Origin of the sequence: Chryseobacterium sp. RU33C (assembly GCF_900156015.1) — a bacterium.
In the GTDB taxonomy this organism is placed as follows: domain Bacteria; phylum Bacteroidota; class Bacteroidia; order Flavobacteriales; family Weeksellaceae; genus Chryseobacterium; species Chryseobacterium candidae.
The window spans coordinates 25704-49956 of sequence record NZ_FTMT01000017.1 but is presented as its reverse complement, the minus strand read 5'-3'; the positions used below and the strand labels follow the sequence as shown (position 1 = coordinate 49956).

The window sequence follows — 24253 nt, the reverse complement described above, 5'->3', positions numbered from 1 at the left end:
CAGATTTATATAGATAAGTATATTATATCATTAAAAGGATGAAATATTCAGAACCTATAATTTTCTATTATTGTTTATCTGGTTTTTTATTAAATTGTGCTTATGAATGTTTTTCCTGAAAAGGCAACTTTTAAATACCGCTGGCGAACTTATCAGAAGAAAATTTTAGACAACATGAATGAGCATTTAAAGAATGGTCATCTCCATATTTCTGCTCCTCCAGGTTCTGGGAAAACGGTTTTGGGATTAGAAATAATGCTGAGACTTGATAAGCCTGCATTGATTGTTGCTCCTACCTTAGCCATCAAGAACCAATGGATTCAGAGGTTTTGTGAACTCTTTCTGGATACGGAAAATATCCCTGAATGGATATCTTCTGACATTAAAAATCCAGGAATTATAACTGTTACAACTTATCAGGGAATTCACTCTGCTTATGGAACTGATGAAGACGACGAAGATCAGATAAAAAAATCTTCAAGAATCTCAGTTGCGGAAATTATTAAAAAGCTCGAGAAGCAAAAAGTAGGCACTCTTATTCTGGATGAAGCGCATCATTTGAAAAATGCATGGTGGAGAAGTCTATTGGAATTGAAAAATAGAATTAGTCCTACCATAGTTGCTCTCACTGCAACCCCTCCTTTTGATGTCTCCGGTGCCGAATGGCAAAAATATATTCAGTTAAATGGTCCTATTGATGTAGAAATTTCTGTTCCTGAATTGATGATTGAAGGAGATCTTTGCCCTCATCAGGATTTGGTTTATTTTACTTCACCTTCAAAAGAGGAAGAGAAAAAAATTGAATATCATCACCATCAGGCTGCCATGTTTTTTGAAGAAGTTCAAAATGATGATACGCTACTGGAAGCCCTTGAGCTACATCCTGTTTATCTGAACCCTGCTGTACATCTGGAATGGATTTATGAAAATATATCATCTTATACCTCCGGGCTTGTTTATCTTCATTTCAGAGGAAAAGAGATTTCGGATATTCATTTTAATATCATTGGAGACCAGCAAAAATATGTTCCCGGGTTCGATTTCTTCTGGATGGAAGAGCTTCTTGATTTTTACCTCGTACTGGATGAAGTTAATTTTAAAAAATATGAAGAACATCGGACAGACCTTGGCAACAGACTCAGAAGAGCAGGATTTCTTGAGCAGAGGACAGTCAGTTTTTATAATAGTAAAAATGTTAATCAGATTCTTAACTCAAGTATTGGAAAACTTCAGGGGATAAAAGAAATTGCAGATTTTGAATTTTCAGTTCTTAAAGAAGATCTCAGAATGGTAATCCTTACAGACTTTATAAGAAAAGAATATTTGGTTACTGAAACTCAGAATACATTAAACCTCGATAAAATAGGAGCCGTTCCAATATTTGAAAAATTAAGAAGAGAAAATTTCCAGCATAAAAAGATCGGAATTCTTACAGGCAGTTTGGTTATCATTCCAGTGAGTGCTAAAGATATGTTTGAGCAATTTTGTTTCAGGAAAAGTATTTCGGGAGTGTCTTTTTCTCCTTTGTACTATGATCAGGATTATTTGATAATCAGTCTCTCAGATCAGATAAAACATGACGTGGTACAAATAATAACCGAGATTTTTCAATGTGGAGGAATCCAGATCTTAATTGGAACCAAGTCTTTGTTGGGAGAAGGTTGGGATGCTCCCAAAATCAACAGCCTTGTGCTGGCTAGTTTTGTAAGTTCTTTTGTACTCTCTAATCAGATGAGGGGAAGAGTGATAAGAACAGATAAAGATAATGTAAACAAAACTGGAAATATCTGGCACATGGTATGTTTTGATTCTCATGATATCAATGGAGGACAGGACTTCAGTAATATCCAGAAAAGATTTAAAACCTTTGTAGGGATTTCCTACAAGGATGAGGCTACCATAGAAAATAATTTTGAACGGCTGAATATTAAAACGATAGAACGTAAAGAAGAATTACCAAAAATCAATCAGATATTTTTTGCATGGGCAAAAAATAGAACTGCCCTTGCTCAGCGATGGAAAACAGCCCTTGATAAAGGAAATGTTTTGGTAGAAGAAATAGAAGTCCCCTCAGTCAGTCAATATGGCAGGTATGGAGAAAATGCGGATGGATTATTTGGGTAAAATGAGTGGAAGTTTTGCGAAGATAATAGTTTCTTCCATATTGTTATTCTGTCAGGATCTTATGATGGGACTTCTCCGGAATATTGATGAAATTAAATCTGTAAAAAGTTTTTCACTGCTGGTTGGCTTATTTGGAATTGCAGGTGTTGCTGTATATGGTGGGAAACTATACAGATCTACAAAACAATATTTAAGATGTAAAGATGTTGGAAGACAGCTTAGTTCCCTGGCTGAAATAATTTTATATGGTTTAATTCATCAAAAAGTAATCTGTACCTCTATTGAAAAACTTAGAATTGTAAGCTCATCAGACAAAAATAAAAATGCATTTTGTTATCTGGATGGAGGAAGTCAGTATGAAAATGCTCAGTTTATACAAACTTTACATGAGTTGGTGTCACAAATAGATAATCCAAGGTATTTGTTGAAACATAAAAGAAGTTTATTGTTTCTGAAAAAAGATATGTATTATCCAATACCTGAGATTTTTGCAAAAAATAAAAAAAATGCAGATTTTTTTAAAAAGCTATGGGATAAAATGATAGGGAAATCTGAATTGGTTTTTACAAGAACTATCGAAGGACGTGAAATTTTGTTAAAACTCAGATTCCAGGCTTTACTCAATAGAAACGGAAGGATAGAGCATCTTCACAAATGGACCCGATAAAATGACAAAATCCCTTCGTCGAAAGGGATTTGTCATTCATGAATTAGAATCTTTATGGGAATGTGGAACTTATGATTAATTTTCTGAAGTTAGTTCTTAATTACTTTGGTAGACTCTGTTGCTGTTTTAATAATGTAAACTCCTTTTGGAAGTTCTGAAATATTGATTTCATTATTTCCCTTTTGAGTTGGTACAGCCTTCAGCATTTTACCGTCCAGGCTGTAGATTTTAGCTTCACTGGCTTTTTCTGTAGTGATAGAAATTGGCCCGCTGGTTGGATTAGGATAAACAGTCAAGTCTTTTTTAGTGCTTTTAGCTTCCGAAGTTCCCAATACCAGATTGCTGTCTTTTACCCAGGTGAAAGCATCCAAACCTACATATCGGAAGGCTCCGTTCGCGGTGATCTGCAACTCGTCAATCACAATGTTTGAGTAGTTTTGCCCGTTTAAATTGGTCAAGTCAATCAAAGTGAATCCGTTTGTAGTACCTAAACTTGTAGCAAATCCGGTAGTTTTTGTTTGAGTAAATTTTGTTACTCCACTTAATTTTCCGGTTACAGTAAGTGTTCCTGCCACATTCAGATCCAGGTTCAATGCAGAAAGATACATCCAGAATCTGTTTACTTTAAACAGATTAGACGTGGTCTTAATACTAAATGATGGCGGAAATTGAGAATCATTGGAATTATCAATATATCTGTTGTCATTGGCTGTTCCGTTCCAGCCAGTTCCGGGAAAATTTCCCTGAATATCGAAAACGCTTGTATGGGAAATGATATTGAATATAACCCCATTATCGGTGAAGCTTGTACTTGCGTTCGATTCTGTCTCAAATTGTTCTGTACTGGTCTGCCCGAATGAGAAAATTGAAATGAGCAGACTACAGATTGCTAAAAAAGTAGTGCTTTTCATGATTTTTGTTTTAAATGTTAGGTTGTTGTATGGCTATTAATCCCTTGGTGGGTAAATACCTTCCACACAAATGATATAATTTAAGCCAAGATAAGGCGGCATATTATTCACAGGCTGGCTTTGGCCGATGAAGCTAATGCTTTGATTATTAATAACCGTATCAGGGTTAGCATTATTCACAAAACTAGGTACTGCATTGAAATCTCTTCCCACCTGTGTTCCTGAGATAGCAATTGTTGAAGTGGCCGTTGGAGTAGATGAATTGGCATTTTTATTCGCTACTTTAAGCTGAAACCCTGCCCCTACGCTTGGAAGGTTTGATGCTAAAAGTGTATTTTGTGTAGTACCTGACACTGCGCCCAAAGGATAATATTCGTTGGCATTTACATTTCCTGCGCCTAAAGCCATACGCCCTTTTAAGTTGGGCAGAGCAAAAGTAGTGATGCCGTCTCCACCATAAGTTGTTCCTAAAATAGAGAATAAGGCAGAATTTCTTGAGATGCTTATTAAACTTCCATCGCAAAACATCCATCCTCTAGGGGCAAAATTTCCTGCAAATAATTTTACAATTCCAATGTACTCGTCCATGATAATATTTTTTTTAGTTTTAGATTTCTTACTCTTTTACAGGCTTTTCAGATTCCGCCTTTTGGTTGTTAATTCTCAGTTCAAAGGAACGATTAATAACAAGGAGGTACTAGAGTAGAAAATACCAAATTTAAAACTCCGTATTTCTACGTAATAACATCTTGAAGTATGCTTATTCAAAAAGAAAATTTATATTTTAAGTTTCTCTGAACGAGCTGTATTTCGTATTTTTGTAAGAATCCAATAAAAATAAAAATGAGCGAATTTGTAGCATCAGAAATTAAAAATAATATTGCCGAAATCAGTTTCGGAACCCCAAAAAGCAACTCTCTTCCGGGAGCAATTTTAGAAAAACTGGCAGAAACTATCCTTGAAGAAGGAGCAAAAGAAGAGGTGAAAGCTATTTTAGTAAAAAGTGCAGGTGAGAAAGCGTTTTGTGCAGGAGCAAGTTTTGATGAGCTTTTAGCAATCGAGGAACTGGAAGCTTCCACAAAATTTTTCGGAGGTTTTGCTAAAGTTTTAAATGCAATGAGAAACTGTGGGAAAATTGTAGTGGTAAGAGTGCAGGGAAAAACTACCGGTGGAGGAGTTGGAATTGCCTGCGGAGCAGATTATTGTTTTGCCACTAAAGATTCAGCTCTGGCGCTTACGGAAATCAACCTTGGAATCGGACCTTTTGTAATTGGGCCTTATGTTGAAAGAAAAATAGGGAAGTCGCAATTCTCCGCAATGGCCATTGATGCAGACTTCAGATCTGCAGAATGGGCTGAGCAGCATAATATTTATCATTCTGTTTCTGATAGTATTCAGGAAATGGATGATAAACTGGAGAAATTTTTAAAGACTTTAGCTTCAAGAAGCAGTGATGCTTTGTCATTAATTAAAAAGGTTTCATGGGAAGGAACAGATCACTTCAATGAACTAATGCCGGCAAGAATTCATATGAGTGCAAGTCTTATTCTTGAGGACTCAGCTAAGAAAAATATTGAATCCATCAAAGAAAGGTTAAGAGCAAAGTAATTTTTTAATTGTTTTAAAAAAGTATTTTATTTAAACATTATCCGGGAAGCGTTTGCTTTTCCGGATTTTTTTATGCTTTATCAAAATCTTAGATTTTAATGTTTTTTTAATAAAAATCTAGCATTTTTCATTGTGTTTTTTAAATTGTATTATTTGTGTATTATTTTAGTTAATTGTCTTGTAGTATCAATAAAACTATCTTTTTAGTTTGATGTTTTTATTTTTTTAACAGGTTTTAAATAATTGTTTGATATTTTAAAAACTAAATTAGCTAAATTTTAACTTATATTTTTAATAAATATTGAATTATTGGTTAAAATAATGAATTATTTCTATTTAATTTGTTTAATTGTCTTTTTGTTATCCTTTTATTAATTTTTGTTACATATATTTGCGTTCATACTGTTAAAATATGTTAAATATGAAAGTAAAGTTAATATTAAGTACTGCAGTGTTGTTCTTCGTAGGAGGACACATGGTAGAAGCCCAAAAGGCTAAGCGCGACACCATACAGCAGGATACTAAGATTGATGAAATTGTGGTGGTTGCTTACGGAAGCCAGAAAAGAGAAACAATGGTTGGCTCCAATACTGAAGTAAAAGCGAAACAATTTGCTGATCGGCCAATAACAAGTATTGGGCAGGCGTTGGATGGTGCCAGTGCCGGTGTGAAAGTAAGTACAGGTACAGGTCAGCCTGGAAGTTCACCAAGTATTCAGATCCGTGGAATAGGTTCTTATGGTATTACAACAAATCCTTTATATGTAGTAGATGGTACCATATATACAGGTTCTCTAGCAGCAATTAATCCCAATGATATTGCATCATTCAATATCCTGAAAGATGCTGCATCCACTTCTTTGTATGGTTCTGCTGCAGCCAATGGTGTTGTTTTGATCACTACCAAATCCGGTAGAAAAGGAAAAGATGCATTCAACTTTAGTATGAGTACCGGAGCGGTAGGAAGATCAATCCCGGAATATGACAGAGTGAATGTTTATCAATATTATCCGCTTATTTGGGAATCAATAAGAAATGGTAGAATGACTTCTATACCAAGTACTAGTTTGGCGGATGCCAATGCTTACGCTACGGCACAATTGATTTCAGGTGTTCTTAAAACCAATGTTTTTAATGTTCCGGATAATCAATTAGTTGTCAATGGACTTTTGAACTCAAATGCTCAGTTAAAATATACAGACCTAGATTGGCAAAAACCATTGATGAATACCGGATTCAGACAGAATTATGAATTAAATTACAGTGGAGGAAGTAATACAACAACCTATTTTTCTTCCGTAGGATATACCAACGAAACCGGATATCTTATCAAATCAGATTTTGAAAGATTTACGGCAAGATTAAAAGTAGATTCTCAGGTTAAAAGCTGGTTGAAATTAGGAAGTAGTATCAGTGGAGTATCTTCTAACGGAAATAACTCGGTAGAAGGTGTAGATAATAATTCTGCTTATATCAACCCATACAGATGGACAAGAACAATGGGACCTATTTACAGTCCTTATGCTCATGATCCTAATACTTTTGCTACTCTTTATGACAATGATGGGAACATAGTCTATGATGCTGGAAGTGCCAGAGGTGCCGATGCAGCAGCTGGAAGAAACGTAATTCAGGAAACCCTTTTAAATAAGGATCTATCTAAAAACTATTATATTATTTCCAGAGGCTATGCTGAAATCAAAGTAGACCCTTATCTTACTTTGTCTACTAATGTAGGGTATGATATCAGAAATAACAGAAGAAGTACCTACGGAAATAAAATTATTGGTGATGCAGCTCCAGGAGGCTCAGCAGAAAAATATAGTTTTACAGAACAAACCTTTACATGGAATCAGCTCCTGAATTATAAAAGAAAATTTGGAGATCATAATTTTGAATTCCTTTTAGGGCATGAAAACTATAAATTTATGTACGAGTACCTATATGGGTATAAAAAAGGTCAGATTGTAGATGATAATGATGAGTTGGTCAACTTTGTGACTCCATCATCACTTACTTCACGTACAGACAACTACAGAAAAGAAGGGGTGTTTTCAAGATTGAATTATGATTACAAATCAAAATACTTACTTTCAGGATCTATCCGTTGGGACGGTTCGTCCAGATTTGCTAAAGATGTAAGATGGGATTCATTCTGGTCCATTGGTGCAGGATGGAGGCTGAAAGGAGAAGAATTCTTAAGTAATTCTAATCTTATCAGTGAATTGAAATTGAGAGGATCATATGGTGAAGTAGGAAATGACAGAACAGACAGTTATTATATGTATAAAAGTACATATACTTTAGGATATAATAATGCCCAGGAGCCTGGGATCTTATTTGGCTTTTTGGCTGATCCTACCATTACCTGGGAAGCTAATAAACAAACAGATGTAGGAATTGATTTTGGCTTTTTAAATAATAGAATTACAGGGTCTCTAGAATATTATAACAGAGTGACTGAAGATCTGATTTTCCCGGTTCCGGTTCCGGTTTCTTCAGGTGTTCCCGATAATACAATTAGCCGAAATGTAGGAACTATGTATAACCGGGGATTTGAATTCAGTATTAATGCAGATGTCATTAAAAATCAAAATTTTACCTGGAATATTAATGCCAATGCATCTACACTTAAAAATCAGATTACAGAACTTTCCAATGGGATAACGGAAATTATCAATGGAACTAAGAAAATTTCTGTAGGACACTCAGTGTATGATTATTGGTTAAGACAATGGTATGGGGTAGATCCTGCGGATGGTTCACCTTTATTCCTGGTTGCTGATGCTTATGCTAATACAACAGCTGCCGATATCAGAACGGTGAATGGACAAAAAGTTACTACCAACTTCAATAAAGCAAAATATGACTATTCTGGCACAGCAATTCCTGACTTGTTTGGAAGTTTTGGAACTACAATTACCTATAAACAATGGTCACTATCAGCAATGTTTACCTATCAGTTAGGTGGAAAAACGTATGACTCCAACTATGCTGCTTTGATGTCTAGTTACTCACAGGGAGGAGCTTTAAGTACTGATATTCTGGACAGATGGACAACACCTGGGCAAATCACAGATATTCCGGCATTGAATTCTTCAACATATACAAGTTCTAATGCTGCTTCATCAAGATGGCTGGTAAGCTCAGATTTTCTTACATTTAGACAAGCTACTTTAAGTTACAGCTTTACTCCGGAAACTTTATCTCAGCTGGGAGTTTCAGGATTAAGAATCCTTGTTTCAGGTGAAAACTTATGGAGCAAAACAGCAAGAAAAGGATTGGAGCCTGCTCAGGCATTCAATGGTACTGCGTCAAACAGATATACACCGGCGAGAGTAGTAACAATAGGATTTAATGTATCTTTTTAAATAATTAAGTAATGAAAAATATCGCAAAACAATATATAAAATGGGCTGTTGTTCTTTCAGTCTTTACAGGAACGGTTTCATGTGAGAGTGATTATCTTGAAACGGATCCTACAACTGCGGCCTCTGAGGACGCGGCTTATTCAAGTGCTGCCAACCTTATGGCTATTGTAAATGGGATGCATAGAGATATGTATTACAGACAAAGTGATCAAGGACAGAATGGTCAGGGCGGAATCATGATTATAATGGATGCTTTAGCAGATGACCTTGTTTTTCCATCTACAGGAAATGGCTGGTATGTCTCAGCTGTAAGATGGCAGGATCAGGTAAATGATAATGCTTCCAATGATCTTTATCCTTACCAGTTTTATTATGCATTGATCAGAAACGCAAATATGGTTATTGCTAATGGTCCATCAGTTCCTGCATCTACTGCAGCTGATGCAGCTACTATTAAAACAGCCATTGGTGAAGCATATGCATTCAGAGCGTTCTGTTATTATATGCTGGTTCAGATTTATGGTAAAAGATATGTGCCGGGTACGAACAATACTCAGCTTGGCGTTCCGATCAGATTGTTGGCTAATGAAGTGCCTCTGGCAAGAAATACGGTAGAAGAAGTATATACTCAGATCAATAAAGACCTTGATGAGGCTGCAGCCAGACTTGGAAGTACAAGAGCTACAAAATCTCATTTTAATGATAAAGTGATTTTAGGACTAAAAGCTAGAATAGCATTAACGCAAGGTAATTATGCAGCTGCAGTAACTGCGGCCCAATCCGCTCGTACAGGATTTCCATTGATGGATAATGCGACTTATACTGCAGGCTTTAATAATTTGGCAGGCAATGGTGAATGGATGTGGGGAGCTACAATTATAGCGGATCAGGGAGATACGTTCTCAAATTTTGGAGCATATATGTCAAGGAACTTTAACTCAACTAATATTCGTCAAGCTCCAAAAGCGATTAACAGTAAATTATTCCTTTCATTTCCATCCACGGATATAAGAACTAAAAACTTTGACCCAACAGGTGCCCATAATTCTCTTGGTTTACCTTCTACCTATTCTAAATTTCCATATACAGGACAGAAGTTCCTTGCAGCAAGCCAGGCAGACAGCAGGGTAGATGTGCCTTATATGAGATCTGCAGAAATGTATCTTATTGAAGCGGAAGCTTTAGCAAGATTAGGAAACGAAGCTGGTTCTAAAGCAGTTTTTGATGTATTTGCAAAAAACAGAAATCCTTCTTATCCTGGTGCTACAACAACAGGAGCAGCTTATATCACTGAAATTCTTAACAGTAGAAGGCTTGAATTTTGGGGTGAAGGTTTTAGATTCCTGGATCTGAAAAGATTAAATCAAGGCTTAGATAGAACAGGTGCCAATCATTCTTCTGTAGTTACTAATAACGTAATGACAGTTGCTAATACAGATCTACGTTGGGAATTCCTGATTCCAAGAACTGAAATTAATGCTAACCCATTGATTGTTCAGAATCCATTATAACACGTACAAATTTTAATATATTATGGAGAACCCGGCTATGGCTTGGTTCTCTTTTTATTTCTAGAAGTAACCACAAAGATGAGATTTTTAACAAAAAATTATTTCCAAAATTTTAAATAAAAACTTGGCGAATTGAAAATAATTTTTAACTTTGTAATTCAAAGTTCTTTTTATGAGTTCAAAAAACTATCACGAAGACTTATCCCACATTCGTTCTATGATGGAACGGTCTTCCAGATTTATTTCTTTAAGTGGCTTATCCGGAGTTGTGGCCGGGTTAGCGGCAATTATTGGAGCTGTATATGTGTATTTTGTCTTTCAGAGAGAAGGAATCAGCTATTTTGATGGAGACAGAAATATTTTAGGCCCTTCCTTAGTGAAAGAACTTGTCCTGATTGGATCTATTATTTTGGTTGTTGCAGTCCTTAGCGGTTATATTTTTACCGCCCATAAAAGCAAAAAGAAAGGTTTGAAGATCTGGGATGCCATAACAAAAAGACTTTTGTTTACCTTTGCAGTGCCTTTGGTAGCAGGCGGTGTCTTTTGTCTCGCTCTACTTTATCATCATCTTTTTGTTTTCATTGCTCCGGCTACACTTATTTTTTATGGATTGGCTCTGGTAGCAGCAGAACGATATACATTAACGGATGTAAAGTATTTAGGATATCTAGAAATTATTTTAGGACTTGTTTCTTTGTTCTTTTTAGGATGGGGATTGCTGTTCTGGGCTATTGGTTTTGGAGTTTTGCATATCGTTTATGGATTGATCATGCATAAGAAATATAAATAATGGATGAGGATATAATTTTGCTATTCAATAGCAAAATTAGCATAAGTATTGCCTTTGGTAATGACTGCAGAATAAATAAGAAAAAGTAAAATGATCAAAATAAATCAGCTCAATAAAGAATTCGAAAGCCGTGTAAGACTGGGGATTATGTCCGTTCTTATGGTCAACGACTGGGTTGATTTTTCTGAAATGAAAAGCCTGCTCGAAATTACAGACGGAAATCTTGCAAGCCATAGCAATGCTCTGGAGAAAGCTGGTTATATAGAAGTGAAAAAAGAATTTGTCGGGAAGAAGCCTAAAACCTCTTATCGCGTTACACAAAGCGGAAGACAGGCATTTACCGAACATTTGGATGCTCTTGAAAAATTATTGGGACGATAGTCTTATATTTTTTTAAAAATTAACTTTGAATTACAAAGTACTTTATATTGTAAAATTAAATTAAATGATGACACAAAAACAAAAAACACTCGCAATTTATGTCCTTCCATTGGCTTTACTCAGTATTCCTTTGGCTGGAAATCTATTTTCTAAAGAAGTAAACTGGTCAGCTTCAGATTTTCTGATAGCCGGAGCTTTACTTTTTACAGCAGCTTTTCTCATTAACCTGGTCCGAAATAAAATCAAAAAGCAAAGCCACAAAGTCCTGATCTGCATTTTTATTTTGCTGGCTCTTGCTTTGATCTGGGCCGAGCTGGCGGTAGGGATTTTCGGAAGCCCGTTTGCGGGAAGCTAAAGCCGGATTTATTCAGTATTTAATATGACTAGAAAAGAGTTCATTAAAAGACTAGCTTATCTTTCATTGGCAGGTGCTTTCCCGGCATTGTATTCGTGGCAGATAGAACCTTTTTGGGTGGAATTTGTACAAAGAAAACTTCCTGTTAAAAACTTGCCAAAGATTCTTGAAGGAAAGAAATTGATGCAGATTTCAGATCTGCATGTGGGAAATCGTTTCGACTGGAATTTTCTGATTGAATCTTTTCAGAAAGCCCAACAGTTTAAGCCGGATTTTGTAGTGTATACTGGCGATTATGTAAACAAGGGAACACCAGAAGAACAAAAAGCACTTGAAACTGTAATGGAAAATTGTGTTTTGGGAACGTCAGGCACTTTTGGAATCCTCGGTAACCATGATTATGGTGAAAATTGGAAAGATATAGAATGCTCAGATAGTATCTGTGAAATTCTTAAAGACAGAGGTATTACAGTGCTGAGAAATGCTCAGGAGGAAATCCATGGACTGAATTTTATAGGACTTGAAGACCTTTGGTCGCCTAATTTCTATTCCTTAAATGTGATGAGTGAATATGACTCCTCAAAAGCCAATATTGTATTGTGCCACAACCCAGACGCCTGTGATCTGGATATTTGGAACAGCTATCAGGGATGGATTTTAAGCGGACATACTCATGGCGGGCAATGTCGGATTCCCGGTATTATTACTCCGGTTCTTCCTGTAAAAAATAAAAAATATGTGTCGGGAGAAATAGATCTGGAAGATGGAAGAATGCTTTACATCAATCGGGCTATAGGACATTCTTTCCAGATAAGATTTATGGTACGTCCGGAAATTACTGTTTTCACCTTAACTCAAACTTAATAATGATGAAAGATTCAAAAATAATAAATCTAAGTAAGGCCGTATTCGGAGTATTTTTTTCAGTGGGAACTCTCTGTCTTTTAGGAGCACTTATTACAAAAAATGACTGGTTTGCCGGTGCAGGCTATTTGCTAATCATTTTTGGAGTGCCTGTGAACTTATTATGTATACTGGGACTTTTGACATATGGTATTGTAAATACGTCAAAATTTAAAGAATGTATGATAGGCATATTCATTTTGACAGCCAATATTCCCATCGCATACACTTACACTATTATAGGTCTTAGCCTTTTCGATTAACATTCATAAATATATCAATACTATTATGAAAAAAATACGCGTTCAGTTTCTGCTTTTTGTGTACAATAAAACGCAAAAATTATACAGAAAATATTTTAAAAAGAAAAAAAGACAGTGGCAGCTCAATGAAAAGCAACTGCTGGAATTTCAGGAAGATTCATTAGGCCGGAAACTGGGAGAGTTTTACAGGAAACATGGCTTTTCAATGATCCCCAAAATGGAAAATCATGACGTACACCATCTGATTACCGGCTGCGGAACCAACTTTGAAGATGAAATTGCCATGCAGTATCTGTTGCTTGGAAACGGTAAACTCAATGCGCACCTTCTGGCCGCAATCGTATTAGGAACAATTATTCTTCCTGAATATGTGAAAATTTATATCAAAGCATATAAAAAAGGACAAAATATGAGAACCTTTCATCACTGGGACTTTGAAGGACTGCTATGGCAGAATTATGAACATGTGAAAGACTTCATTCAACAAAAAGAAACAGCCATCCTCCATTAAAATTTAAAGATGATGAGAAAAATAAAATTCAGTCCGCTGGGAGCAAAAACGTTTCTGATTTCCTTTTTGCTGGGTACCTTATTACTGCTTTTATTTTGGATTACAAAAGCTGAATTTCTCGTGATATTCGGATTTTACTATGTGGTGATCGCGGCAGTAGTGAATCTGTTAATCATTTTATATGAATTGATGGAATATCTGAGTGATATTTCCGGAAAGAAAAGGAACGGAAACTCTGTACTTCTTCTGTTGCTCAATGTTCCTGTTGCTTTAATCTACCTCGTTTTATACTTTGAATTTCTTTCAAATCTCTCAGATCTTTCAACCTTTTAAATCTTTAAATAATTAACCTCATGAAAACACATCATTATATATTTCTTACAGCCATTCTCTTTGTTATCGTCTTTTATGAACAGGATGTAGGGCTAAACCTTGGAATCTTGGGAATAGTCTACGCAGCATTAACCCTTTTCAGGACACCTGCAAAAAATAAAACAGGAATATTTTATGTTCTTTTTGCAACAAGTATTCTTTCCAGTATTGCATTTGCCTGGTTTGGAGATTTTACATCATTTATTGCTGTGATGAGTTCGCTGCTTTTGCTGGGATACAAATCAAAGAACAGAAGACTGAAGATCCTCTTTTTAATTCCGGTTTTTATCGTGAATAGCTGTACTTCCTTCTGTCGTTTTTTTAGCTTTGATGAATGGCTGCCTAAGAAAAACTTTTCAGGAATATGGCAAAAGACATTGGCTTTCATTTTGATTCCGCTGGTGCTGGTTTCTGTTTTCTTTGGGATATATTCTGCAGGAAGCGACCATTTTGCAGCCCTTTTCACAGATTATGAGCTGGATATTAATCTATGGCAGGTATTCTGTCTCTCTGTGTTAGGATTCTTTATTGCCTTTAATTACTGGAATTATGCGGTGGAAAAGTTAATCTATAAAAACAATCATGTTCTGGATAACGATTTCCGCAAAGATTCCCGGATTCCCAAAGCTACTTATTCCTTTCTTGATCTTGACGCAGAAAGAATGAGTGGAGTAATCTCTTTTGTTTTGCTGAATATTCTATTGATTTTCTTTATTGTTACCTACAATTATGAACAGTTTTATGAAGCCGTAAAAACACCTGTTCAGCTTTCAGAAGAAACCCATGAAAGAGTAAACGCAGTTATTATGTCTATTGTCATGGCAATTCTGGTGATTATGTTTTATTTTAAATCAGGATTTAATTTTGATTCAAAAGCAGGTTCACTGAAACTATTAGCCAAAATATGGATTTTTCTCAATGCTGTTCTTGTTGTTTCCGCAGCGCTTAAAAACTATGAGTATATTGTTTATTATGCATTTACCTATAAAAGACTTGGTGTATTTGCTTTCCTTCTTTTATCACTGATCGGCCTGGTTTTGACTTATATTAAAATTCAAAAGCAAAAAAGAAACATTTTCCTTGTTAATACAATGATCTGGTATTTTTATGCAACCGTTCTTGTATGCAGCTATTTCAACTGGGGTGGTTTTATCACTTCCCAGAATATGAAACGAAAAGATTTTGCGGTTAATTATCACCGAACTTCTATTAGCTTCAGTGAAAAAGCACTCCTGAAATATGCAGATGAAAAAAATGATCAGAAACTAAAAAAGACTCTGCAGGATAAAGTGAAAAATGAGAGATCCAAAACCTTCCTTTTAAAGATTTTGTATTATCAGACCATAAATATAGAAGATCATGAAAAACCTTATTGAATCCTCAGGATTTAAAATTAATGCATTGTTGATAATGATGACTATATTCTGTTTCAGTCTCTCTGCTTTCAGATATTATATCAGTGATACAAAAGTATTTTTGTTTCTCAACTGGAATCTTTTTCTGGCGTGGATTCCTTTATTATTAAGTTCATTCATTCTTGCTTTTAGGATCAGAAGTACAATTTCACTCATCTTTATTATAGTAGTCTGGATATTGTTCTTCCCCAATTCTCCCTACATTCTTACGGATCTTTTTCATCTCAGAGCAAGAAATGGCATACCAATCTGGTATGACCTGATTGTGATTCTTTCCTATGCATGGACGGGGCTGATCTGTGGTTTTATAAGTCTTAATGATATTGAAAAACGACTTTCTGATTATGGAAAAACAAATATTATCAATGGAGTAACTGTGCTTTTCCTTTTCATGAGCAGCTTTGGGGTTTATCTTGGCCGATTTTTGAGATGGAACAGCTGGGATGTACTCAACAATCCTTTTGGTCTGTTCTCAGATATTGTGGTAAGATTCATCTATCCCATGGAATATACCAAAACATGGGGCGTCACCCTTTTGATGGGAATTATGCTCAACTTTATGTACTTTACATTTAAATGGGCAGGAATCAATAATGAAAAAGAATTGCAGCCAGAAGATAAATCATTAAACGGAATGGAACAATTTTAGCATTTAAATGAGCTCAGCATAATAAATGTTGATCCACTTTTAAAATTAATATTATGAAAAAAAGCCTATTGTTAATTCCTTTGATTATTGTTGCCTGTAAAAAAGAACCTGCTGTGGCAAACGTTCCGGAGAAAGATTCTACAGTGGTAACAGAAATGCCGGATTCTGTAGTAAAAGCAGATTCTGCAGCATTAAGAAAAAAAGATTCAATTATTAACAATGCTCCGGTCACTAAGGAAGTTTTACGCAAAGGGGTAATGAGAAATGAAAAAGATGGTCAGATTATAAGAACGGCGGATGCTAACCAGCTCCCTTTTACAATTGGAGAAGAGTTTACGAAAGATGATCAGGATTTAGTCTTAAAGCTGACCCGTTACGACCGTCCCAATATTAAAGCGAAAATTTCAACAAAAGAGAAAGATTTTAATATTCGTTTCAATCAAATCAGGCTTCCTAACGGAAACTATGACGGACCTTTTGGAAGAGAAATTACTTATGATACTCCCGGACAAGGTGAAGTGTGGCTGATTATCGGAAAAAGTAATATGGCTTCAGGAAATACCAAAGGAAGTTTCACAGTAACGGTTGAATAATATTTAATCAATTTGGTACAATTTCTGTAAACTAAACTCTGAAGTTTAAAATTTTAAATTATGAAAAATATAGTTCTAACAGCAATGGCTGCCTCAGCTGTACTTGTAAGTTGCGGAACCGTACAGTCATTGGTTCAGAATACATTTCCATACACAACTAATGTTTTGGTATCTACGGGAGTTCCTGCAGATAAAGAAGTTTCTTCCACTGCAACAGCTACCAATGTACAGACATGGTTCGGAGGAAATAACAATGCAAAGATTAAAGACGTAAGAATTTCAGACGCGAAAATCTCTGTGGCATCTCCTTCAGGAGGGAATCTGAGTGCCTTTAAAACTGTAAAAATATACGTTTCTTCTAGCGGAACAGGAGAAAGATTGGTGGCTTCACGTTCCAATATCTCTAGCAATTCTTCCAGCTTAAATCTTGATCTTAATGATACAGGATTCCTGGATGAAATTGTAAAAAGTTCAGGATTAACTGTAAGAACAGTGTATGAGCTGAAGAATCAGACTTCTTCAGATATGAATATCAAAGTGGCGCTTAATTTCAGCAGCGTCCCTGCAAAATAAGTACATAAAAAATACTATTAAAAACCCTCTTTCAGTATCCTGGAAGAGGGTTTGATATGAAGCAAAATAGGTAAAAAAATCTTTTATTTAGAGTTTTGTCAGTTTCTCAACAACTCTTCTCTGGCCTTCATTGATGTTAATAATATACTGACCTGCTGGCAGCTGTGAGATGTCAATTTTCTCATTTGGCAAAACTGAATTTTTGATAACAGTTCGTCCCTGAAGGTTAATAATCTCTACATCCAGTTTTTTATTTTCACTGCTTTTAAGAGCGATAGAACTGCTGGACGGATTAGGATAAATTTTAACCTCTAAGGCAGATAAAGTTTTAACAGGTGCTGCAAATTTACTTTCCAGCTTAAGAATGGCATTCTTCACATTAGGAAGTGGGCCAATCTTTTGACCTGTTACAGTTCCTCCCTGAGGAATTCCCGTTGAAATTAAAAGGTTTTTCATTGCCGAAGGCGTTAAATACTGACCTGTAGTCTGACGATAAAAAGACTGGATTAAAATAGCTGCAGAAGAAACTACCGGTGTTGCAGAACTTGTACCGCTGAAATAATTATAAGTTCTGTTGTTGTCATTGTCATATTTCGCATAAGATCCATAACCTGCCGCCATCACACTGCTTCCCCAGCCCTGAACATCCACTCTGCTTCCAAAAGTACTGAAGCTTAATTTCGAATGGGTAGTATTAGGAGATCCTGCTCCTACAATAATAGCACCACTGTTTCCTCTTGCAAGATAGGCTGCATAAAACGGATCATCCAGATTCTGGTTTCCATTACCTGCTGCTGCAATGATAATAATTCCAGAATCAGTAGCGGCTTTGGTAAGATCCCAGATTACTTTATCATATTCCGCAGGACAATACTGACCGTCTTTTCCGCCAGTCTGCATTTCATATAAAATAATATCTCCGGCCTGAGATGCATTAATAGATCTGCTCACTGCAGAAGCCCGGTTGTATCCCACGGTGGTCCATTCCATATAACCTTTTATTTCAGAAGCACTGTAAGCAGCTCCGGTAAGTCCTGTATTATCTTTTACTGAACCTAAAATACTTACCACAGCAGTTCCATGATCACGGTAATTATTATTGGCTAATCCTGCATTAGGAGAATAACCGGACTCAAGTTGTATTGAATTTTGGTTAGACAGCATCTCATGAGTTTTATAGAAGCCATATTCTACATCACGCACACGGATATTCTGTCCGGTGATTCCTCTTGACCATGCATATTTGGCGTTAATTCCCGGATTGTCATTCAGATAGGTCTGCAGGCCTTCCAGATCAGGAGTTGCCACAAAAGCATTTACCAAAGGTGGTTCGATAGGTTCGGCACTCATTACGGAAACATATTCTATTTCAGGAAATCTCTCAAGAGCATGAATGATTTTTTCTGAAGCTTCTTTATTCTGAAGAGGAACATCAGCCTTATAGATTCTTTTCAGCTTTTCCACAGACTCTCCGGAATTACCGATGGCTTTGCTGCTTCTGACCATTTCATCAAGTTTGCTGTCTGTAAAGTCCAGATCATACTTAAATGTGATGTGGTTTTCTCTTGAAAATCTTTCCAGATCAGCATTTCTGCTGAAAGCTGTTTTTTCTGAATTGATGCCTTTTGAAAAACATACATAAATAATTGAATTTTGATCATCAGCCATTTTAGACTGGCTGTCCTGCCCGAAAGAAAGCGTAGAACAGAACGCAAATAATGCGAAAAGGGTGGTTTTTGTTTTCATATAATTTTGTTAAATGGTTGTAAATCAGTTTTTATTTGTATCAAAAATAATAATAAAACAAAAACAAATCACATTTTTGTGAATTTATTTTTTAAATTTTTACTCCTCCCTTTTGTATAAAGGATTTCTTTGTTCATGAATGGTACACCTCACAGGTTTTCAAAACCTGTGAGGTGTAATGACAGATATTTTTCTGCTTACTAACCAAAAAAAATACGCTTCATAAATTGAAACGTATTGCGTATGTTTTGCCCCTTTATCTTCTCCGCTTAGCTTTTGGTAATGGAATCCATTACAATGGTAACCGGTCCGTCATTGATAAGAGAAACCTTCATATCAGCTCCGAAGATTCCGCTTTCGGTTCTTAATCCCGATTTAGCTGTTTCTTCCTTAAAATAATCAAAAAGCGGTACAGCTTTATCCGGTTTTGCTGCCTTTATGAAAGAAGGTCTGTTGCCTTTTTTATAATCTGCAATCAATGTAAACTGACTGATGCAAAGGATTTCTCCTGAAATATCTTTCACAGAAAGATTAAGCTTGTCATCTTCATCTCCAAAGATTCTCAGGTTTAAAACTTTTTGTACAAGCCAGTCAGCATCTGTCTTTTCATCATTTTCATCTATGCCTACAAGCAGCATTAGTCCTTTTCCGATTTCTCCAACAATTTTTCCTTCTACTCTTACACTGGCTTCAGAAACTCTTTGTATAACGATCTTCATCTTATATTTTTAATAATAAACATTTAAGATTTTACTTGCGGCATCGTAACTGTAAGGATAAGTTTTAGGCGGCAGAGAAGTTTTGGCTCCCGATTCCGGCTGTCCCGTACTTAAGATCCATCTTGTATCATCCTGCGGACATATGATGGCAATATTGTCTTTTACCTCAAGAGTGGTGTTATTATCAGGACATATATGTGGAGCATTCCTGTCATAGACTTTAAATCCGTTTGCGGTTCGAACAATAATAAGTCCTCTCGTTCCAGATTGCTGTTCATTCACATAAATCCAGCCGTTGATATTGTTCAAAACGTAGTAAGCAGGAAGGTTTAGATTAAGTGATACATTGATAGGAACATTGGGGAAGCAGTTCACCGTATCTTCTCTGCTTCCACAAGAGTTTATGGTTAAATTACTGAAAATCAATAAAATGAAAATGGATAAGATTGAGAAAGTTTTTTTCATTTCAATTTAAATTTTTATATATTTGTAAAAGTTAAACGATTACAACACGAAAACATTGTCCGGCAAATGTCGGATTATTTTTTTATACTAAAACTAAATTTTGAAAATTATGGCAAGCTATGTAACTAAGGAGGGCCTGGAGAAAATGAAAGCTGAGCTGGAACAGTTGGAAACTGTAGAGAGACCAAAAATTACTCAGCAGATCGCAGAAGCAAGAGATAAAGGAGATTTGTCTGAAAATGCAGAATACGATGCGGCTAAAGAGGCTCAGGGGATGCTTGAAATGAGAATTTCCAAGCTGAAAGACGTAATTTCTACTTCTAAAATTATAGACGAAAGCCAATTAGATACTTCAAAAGTTTCCATCTTAACGACAGTGAAACTTAAAAACAATGCTACCAAGCAAGAGCAGGTATTTACATTGGTACCAGATAACGAAAGCGATCTGAAGACAGGAAAGATTTCTGTGAACACACCTATTGCAAAGGGGCTGTTAGGAAAAGCTATTGGTGAAGTTGCTGAAATTACTTTACCAAACGGAAACAAACTGTCTTTTGAAGTATTAGACATCTCATTATAGTCTGATATTCCCTTTTATTTCTAACCTTCTAAATATCTAACCCAAACTTCTGATAAAATGAGCACTATATTCACAAAAATCATCAATGGCGAAATTCCCTCTTATAAGATTGCAGAAAATGAAGACTTCATTGCATTCTTAGACGCAATGCCTTTGGTGAAGGGACATACTTTAGTAGTACCTAAAAAAGAAGTGGATTTGATTTTTGATCTTGAAAGTGAAGAATACAAAAACCTTTGGGGATTTGCCCAAGAGGTAGCCAAGAAGATCAAAACTGCAGTTCCATGTGTGAGAGTAGGAGTAGCAGTGGTTGGGCTTGAAGTTCCTCATGCACACATCCATCTGATTCCTTTAAATAAGATGGAAGACATGAATTTCAGAAATGAAAGATTAAAATTAACGAACGAAGAATATACAGAGATTCAACACTCAATAATTAATTCTTAACAACCAGAAAATCGTAAAAAAGTAATTTTTTACGATTTTCTTTAACATATACATATATTATATCATATGAATTCCAACCAATGTTCTTTCTGTGGCAGAAAAAGAAATGAAGTACAGATGCTGATTTCTGGGCAGAATGGTTTTATTTGTGAAAATTGTATAGAGCAGGCACATGCTATTGTAAAAGATGGTGCATCAAAAACAGGATATTCACCTGCAAACAGCATGGATGAGCTTAAAAAGCCGAAAGAGATCAAAGAATTCCTTGATCAGTATGTGATTGGACAGGATCAGGCGAAAAAGCAGCTATCAATTGCTGTTTATAACCACTATAAAAGATTGCTTCATGCTCAGGACGAAAACAGAGAAGTGGAGCTTGAAAAGTCAAATATTATCATGATAGGAGAGACGGGAACAGGTAAAACTCTTTTGGCAAAGACAATTGCCAGAGAACTTAATGTTCCTTTCTGTATTGTGGATGCTACTATTTTAACAGAAGCAGGATATGTAGGAGAAGATGTCGAAAGTATCCTTTCAAGACTTCTGATGGTAGCAGATTATGATGTGGAAAAAGCTGAAAAAGGAATTGTTTTCATTGATGAGATTGATAAGATTGCCAGAAAATCAGACAATCCAAGTATTACAAGAGACGTTTCAGGAGAAGGCGTACAGCAGGGATTACTGAAATTGCTGGAAGGAAGTATTGTGAATGTTCCGCCACAAGGAGGAAGAAAACATCCGGATCAGAAATATATCCAGGTCAATACTCAGAACATCTTATTTATTGCAGGAGGAGCTTTTGACGGAATCAAGGAGATCATCGAAAGAAGAATGAACAAGCAGGCAATTGGTTTCAGCTCTGAAAAAATCAATAAAACTGACGAGGACGAATATATATTAACAAATATTAATGCGATTGATCTTCGTACTTTCGGATTAATTCCGGAACTTTTAGGAAGATTTCCAATCATTACTTACCTTGATAAACTCACGAAAGAGACGTTGGTAAGAATTATGAAGGAACCTAAAAACTCTATCGTGAATCAATTTGTGGAACTTTTTAAAATGGATGGCACAGATTTGGTAATTACAGACGGAGCAATTGAAAGAATCGTAGAGGAAACTATTGAAAAAGGATTAGGTGCTAGAGGCCTTAGAGGTACCACCGAAAAAGTTCTAGAAGACTATATGTTTTCAATAGGAGAGGAGAAAGAAATTATCCTAACTGAAGATAATGTTTTGATTAATAGATAAAAAATTTTTTTTTTAAGAAAAATAATAATACCTTTGCGGGTGAAGATTGTATTAACACACAAATAATTTATACAATGAGAAAAAGTTTATTTGCTATAGGTCTTTTAGCAATTGGTTATTCTGTTCAGGCGCAGATATTATGTCATGTTGACACTAATGCTAATATGTATGTGAGCGAAGGCACCCTAGTTTATAGTGGTGGAGGTGTACAAACAAAAGGTAATGGTCTTTTGGACGTACATGGAAATATCATGGTTGTAGGATCTGGTACGGATCTCTTAAAAACAATTGATGCCAGTGGTGCTGATAAGACTGATGGCGGAAATATAATCTTAAGACTTAATACCCCTGCTTCCTTTGCTACTTCTACGTATGGTCAGCTATACGTTGACGGATTATCCCAATCTAATGTTACAGGTATTGTTAGTAAAGAGTATAGAAATGCTAAGCATGGTAATGGTGATTTTTACCAGCAAATGGCTTTGCCTTTTAATGATAAAGTATTATCATCTCTTTCTCCGGAATTAAACAAAACTTTCAGTGGGGTAAGATATTCTGGTAATGCTATTTTTATGTGGAATAATGCTACAGTTGTATCAGATACAAAACCTGTTGCAACAACTACTAATGTAGCTACTGCTCATGGTTATTATATGCTGGGATCAAAAAACAATAATTTAGATCTTAGTAATCCTCCTGCAGCAAGTGGAGTCTACACAATTAATGGTAAGCCGTATTCTACTTTAGCGACTGCCAACCTAGTTAACGCAGGTAATGGAGTTAACTTTGGTACAAACGGTAATTTCACCAACTCATATAATGAGAAGTACAATACTTATCTTTGGGATCAGTTTGAAGAAACTAACAGTCTATGGGCTGGAACCTTTGGTAAGAACATTTACGAATTTGGAAATCCTTTTTTAACGAATTTAGATTTGTCAAGAATCGGATATGTTGAAAATGGGGGAGTTACTGATGGTAATGCTATCAGTAATATTTGGGGAATTCAGTATTCTCCCGGAACTGTTCAGTATGTTGCCGGTGTGGGAAGTACATTTACGAATCCTCTTACGATGACCTTTGATGTGAGCACACATATTCCGGTAGGAGATGTTAATAATTTGATCGTAAAACCGATGGGGGTTTTCATTATGAAATTAAGAGATAATACTCCTCAAACCTTAAATTTTAACACTCTCAGAAGATTTAGTAATACCGCTAGAGCAGCTGGTACGGATTATAATGTAAATGCAAGTAAATCGGCATTTAAAACTAATAGCGGTACTGTAAAACAATTAGGTGTAATTGGTTTAGATGCTAATGGTAAAGAAGTAGCAAGAGTATATTACGTAGTTACTCCAAACGCTACAACAGGTCACCAGGTTTCTAATGCAACATCAATACAGGCGGCTACAGATAACAGCAATAGTCTTGTTACATATGAAGAAGCCTTAAATGGCGGACAAGATCCTAATTACTCTGGCCAATATAAGTTATACATTAACGAAGCTAATGAAAATAACTTTTTAGGAAAGGATATCGTAATGGATAATTTTGATTATGGTACTGCAGGTCAGAAAATTACATCTTATAAATTTGAAATCAGAGAAAATGCTGAATTGATTCCTGCAGGAGTACATCAGTTATCTTCAGGAATTGGTTTCTACTATAAATCTGCTAACGGAACCCCGCAAGAAGCTAAACAAGGAGCTGTAGTTCCTGTAGGTTCTAAGATTTATAACTTATACTATGGAGAGCCTAACAGAGGCACGCTAATAACTAAAGATACTAATAGTACATTGTCTAAAACAGTGGTTGTTTATAATCCTACAATTAGCAATTATATAGTTAGATTTGATCCAAGCTGGAAAAAAGCAGATATTGAAGTTTATGATATGAGTGGTAAGCTTATTATCTCTAAGAAAGCAGTAAATACATCTACGGATTTTGTACTTGAACTTGATAGTTCAGTGAAAAGTTCATATGTTGTAAAAGTGGTTTCTGAAAAAGGAGTAATTATTAACACTAAAATCTTAAAATAACAAC

At 35.7% G+C, this 24253-nt stretch carries 25 protein-coding genes; 20 read left to right on the top strand and 5 right to left on the bottom strand.

Going from position 1 to position 24253, the window contains the following annotated elements; genetic code table 11:
* The first annotated feature begins 102 nt into the window (after positions 1–102).
* Both BW946_RS14520 and BW946_RS21085 read left to right on the top strand, forming a co-directional pair.
* Positions 103–2124 (top strand): DEAD/DEAH box helicase family protein, encoded by a 2022-nt coding sequence (locus tag BW946_RS14520; protein WP_083688890.1) that lies wholly within the window; start codon positions 103–105, stop codon positions 2122–2124.
* The gene (locus BW946_RS21085) at positions 2093–2791 is read left to right on the top strand and encodes a hypothetical protein (protein ID WP_139326013.1); all 699 of its coding nucleotides are present in this window, start codon (positions 2093–2095) and stop codon (positions 2789–2791) included. Before BW946_RS14520 ends, BW946_RS21085 begins: the two co-directional genes overlap by 32 nt.
* 89 nt (positions 2792–2880) lie before the next feature.
* On the opposite strand, the gene BW946_RS14515 is transcribed toward BW946_RS21085, so the two are convergent.
* Together BW946_RS14515 and BW946_RS14510 are read right to left on the bottom strand one after the other, a co-directional pair.
* Positions 2881–3702: a T9SS type A sorting domain-containing protein gene (locus tag BW946_RS14515; RefSeq protein ID WP_076596863.1), complete on the bottom strand. Its 822-nt coding sequence runs from the start codon at positions 3700–3702 to the stop codon at positions 2881–2883.
* Positions 3703–3738: 36 nt separating this feature from the next.
* Positions 3739–4290 (bottom strand): phage tail protein, encoded by a 552-nt coding sequence (locus BW946_RS14510; RefSeq protein ID WP_076596862.1) that lies wholly within the window; start codon positions 4288–4290, stop codon positions 3739–3741.
* A 255-nt stretch (positions 4291–4545) separates the two neighbouring features.
* Here BW946_RS14510 and BW946_RS14505 point away from each other — a divergent pair, with 255 nt between their 5' ends.
* The 14 genes from BW946_RS14505 (at position 4546) to BW946_RS14440 (ending at position 16996) form a co-directional block, all read left to right on the top strand.
* Entirely contained in the window at positions 4546–5310 is a 765-nt protein-coding gene (locus BW946_RS14505) for an enoyl-CoA hydratase/isomerase family protein (RefSeq protein WP_076596861.1), read from the top strand.
* Positions 5311–5731: 421 nt separating this feature from the next.
* Positions 5732–8680 (top strand): SusC/RagA family TonB-linked outer membrane protein, encoded by a 2949-nt coding sequence (locus tag BW946_RS14500; protein WP_076596933.1) that lies wholly within the window; start codon positions 5732–5734, stop codon positions 8678–8680.
* An 11-nt stretch (positions 8681–8691) separates the two neighbouring features.
* On the top strand, positions 8692–10191 hold the full coding sequence (locus BW946_RS14495; protein ID WP_076596860.1) for a RagB/SusD family nutrient uptake outer membrane protein: 1500 nt from the start codon (positions 8692–8694) through the stop codon (positions 10189–10191).
* Positions 10192–10363: 172 nt separating this feature from the next.
* Positions 10364–10981, top strand: coding sequence for a hypothetical protein (locus tag BW946_RS14490; protein WP_076596859.1), 618 nt, complete (start codon positions 10364–10366; stop codon positions 10979–10981).
* Between the two features lie 90 nt (positions 10982–11071).
* Positions 11072–11362 (top strand): winged helix-turn-helix domain-containing protein, encoded by a 291-nt coding sequence (locus BW946_RS14485; RefSeq protein WP_076596858.1) that lies wholly within the window; start codon positions 11072–11074, stop codon positions 11360–11362.
* A 64-nt stretch (positions 11363–11426) separates the two neighbouring features.
* Positions 11427–11717 carry a hypothetical protein gene (locus tag BW946_RS14480; protein WP_083688888.1) on the top strand — a complete coding sequence of 97 codons (291 nt, stop codon included), beginning with the start codon at positions 11427–11429 and terminating at the stop codon, positions 11715–11717.
* Positions 11718–11741: 24 nt separating this feature from the next.
* On the top strand, positions 11742–12581 hold the full coding sequence (locus BW946_RS14475) for a metallophosphoesterase (protein ID WP_076596857.1): 840 nt from the start codon (positions 11742–11744) through the stop codon (positions 12579–12581).
* A 2-nt stretch (positions 12582–12583) separates the two neighbouring features.
* Positions 12584–12883: a hypothetical protein gene (locus tag BW946_RS14470; RefSeq protein ID WP_083688887.1), complete on the top strand. Its 300-nt coding sequence runs from the start codon at positions 12584–12586 to the stop codon at positions 12881–12883.
* Between the two features lie 25 nt (positions 12884–12908).
* Positions 12909–13394: a Coq4 family protein gene (locus tag BW946_RS14465; protein ID WP_076596856.1), complete on the top strand. Its 486-nt coding sequence runs from the start codon at positions 12909–12911 to the stop codon at positions 13392–13394.
* Positions 13395–13403: 9 nt separating this feature from the next.
* The gene (locus tag BW946_RS14460) at positions 13404–13727 is read left to right on the top strand and encodes a hypothetical protein (protein WP_076596855.1); all 324 of its coding nucleotides are present in this window, start codon (positions 13404–13406) and stop codon (positions 13725–13727) included.
* Between the two features lie 20 nt (positions 13728–13747).
* Positions 13748–15142, top strand: a complete 1395-nt coding sequence (locus BW946_RS14455) for a DUF4153 domain-containing protein (protein WP_076596854.1) — start codon at positions 13748–13750, stop codon at positions 15140–15142.
* Positions 15126–15830, top strand: coding sequence for a DUF1361 domain-containing protein (locus BW946_RS14450; RefSeq protein WP_076596853.1), 705 nt, complete (start codon positions 15126–15128; stop codon positions 15828–15830). The genes BW946_RS14455 and BW946_RS14450 overlap by 17 nt, the downstream gene beginning before the upstream one ends.
* 53 nt (positions 15831–15883) lie before the next feature.
* Positions 15884–16423: a hypothetical protein gene (locus BW946_RS14445; RefSeq protein WP_076596852.1), complete on the top strand. Its 540-nt coding sequence runs from the start codon at positions 15884–15886 to the stop codon at positions 16421–16423.
* Between the two features lie 60 nt (positions 16424–16483).
* Positions 16484–16996: a hypothetical protein gene (locus tag BW946_RS14440; RefSeq protein WP_076596851.1), complete on the top strand. Its 513-nt coding sequence runs from the start codon at positions 16484–16486 to the stop codon at positions 16994–16996.
* Between the two features lie 87 nt (positions 16997–17083).
* Here the strand turns inward: BW946_RS14440 and BW946_RS14435 are convergent, their stop codons facing one another.
* From BW946_RS14435 to BW946_RS14425, 3 genes are all read right to left on the bottom strand, one after another.
* Positions 17084–18742 carry a S8 family peptidase gene (locus BW946_RS14435; protein ID WP_076596850.1) on the bottom strand — a complete coding sequence of 553 codons (1659 nt, stop codon included), beginning with the start codon at positions 18740–18742 and terminating at the stop codon, positions 17084–17086.
* 269 nt (positions 18743–19011) lie between these two features.
* Entirely contained in the window at positions 19012–19461 is a 450-nt protein-coding gene (gene dtd, locus BW946_RS14430; RefSeq protein ID WP_076596849.1) for a D-aminoacyl-tRNA deacylase, read from the bottom strand.
* Positions 19462–19470: 9 nt separating this feature from the next.
* Positions 19471–19926, bottom strand: a complete 456-nt coding sequence (locus BW946_RS14425) for a hypothetical protein (RefSeq protein ID WP_076596848.1) — start codon at positions 19924–19926, stop codon at positions 19471–19473.
* 109 nt (positions 19927–20035) lie between these two features.
* Between BW946_RS14425 and greA the strand changes: the two genes are divergently transcribed.
* The 4 genes from greA (at position 20036) to BW946_RS14405 (ending at position 24249) form a co-directional block, all read left to right on the top strand.
* Entirely contained in the window at positions 20036–20506 is a 471-nt protein-coding gene (gene greA, locus BW946_RS14420) for a transcription elongation factor GreA (protein ID WP_076596847.1), read from the top strand.
* A 57-nt stretch (positions 20507–20563) separates the two neighbouring features.
* Positions 20564–20953: an HIT family protein gene (locus BW946_RS14415; RefSeq protein WP_076596846.1), complete on the top strand. Its 390-nt coding sequence runs from the start codon at positions 20564–20566 to the stop codon at positions 20951–20953.
* A 66-nt stretch (positions 20954–21019) separates the two neighbouring features.
* Positions 21020–22207, top strand: a complete 1188-nt coding sequence (gene clpX, locus BW946_RS14410) for an ATP-dependent Clp protease ATP-binding subunit ClpX (protein ID WP_076596845.1) — start codon at positions 21020–21022, stop codon at positions 22205–22207.
* Between the two features lie 74 nt (positions 22208–22281).
* Positions 22282–24249 (top strand): T9SS type A sorting domain-containing protein, encoded by a 1968-nt coding sequence (locus tag BW946_RS14405; RefSeq protein ID WP_083688886.1) that lies wholly within the window; start codon positions 22282–22284, stop codon positions 24247–24249.
* Positions 24250–24253: the final 4 nt, after the last annotated feature.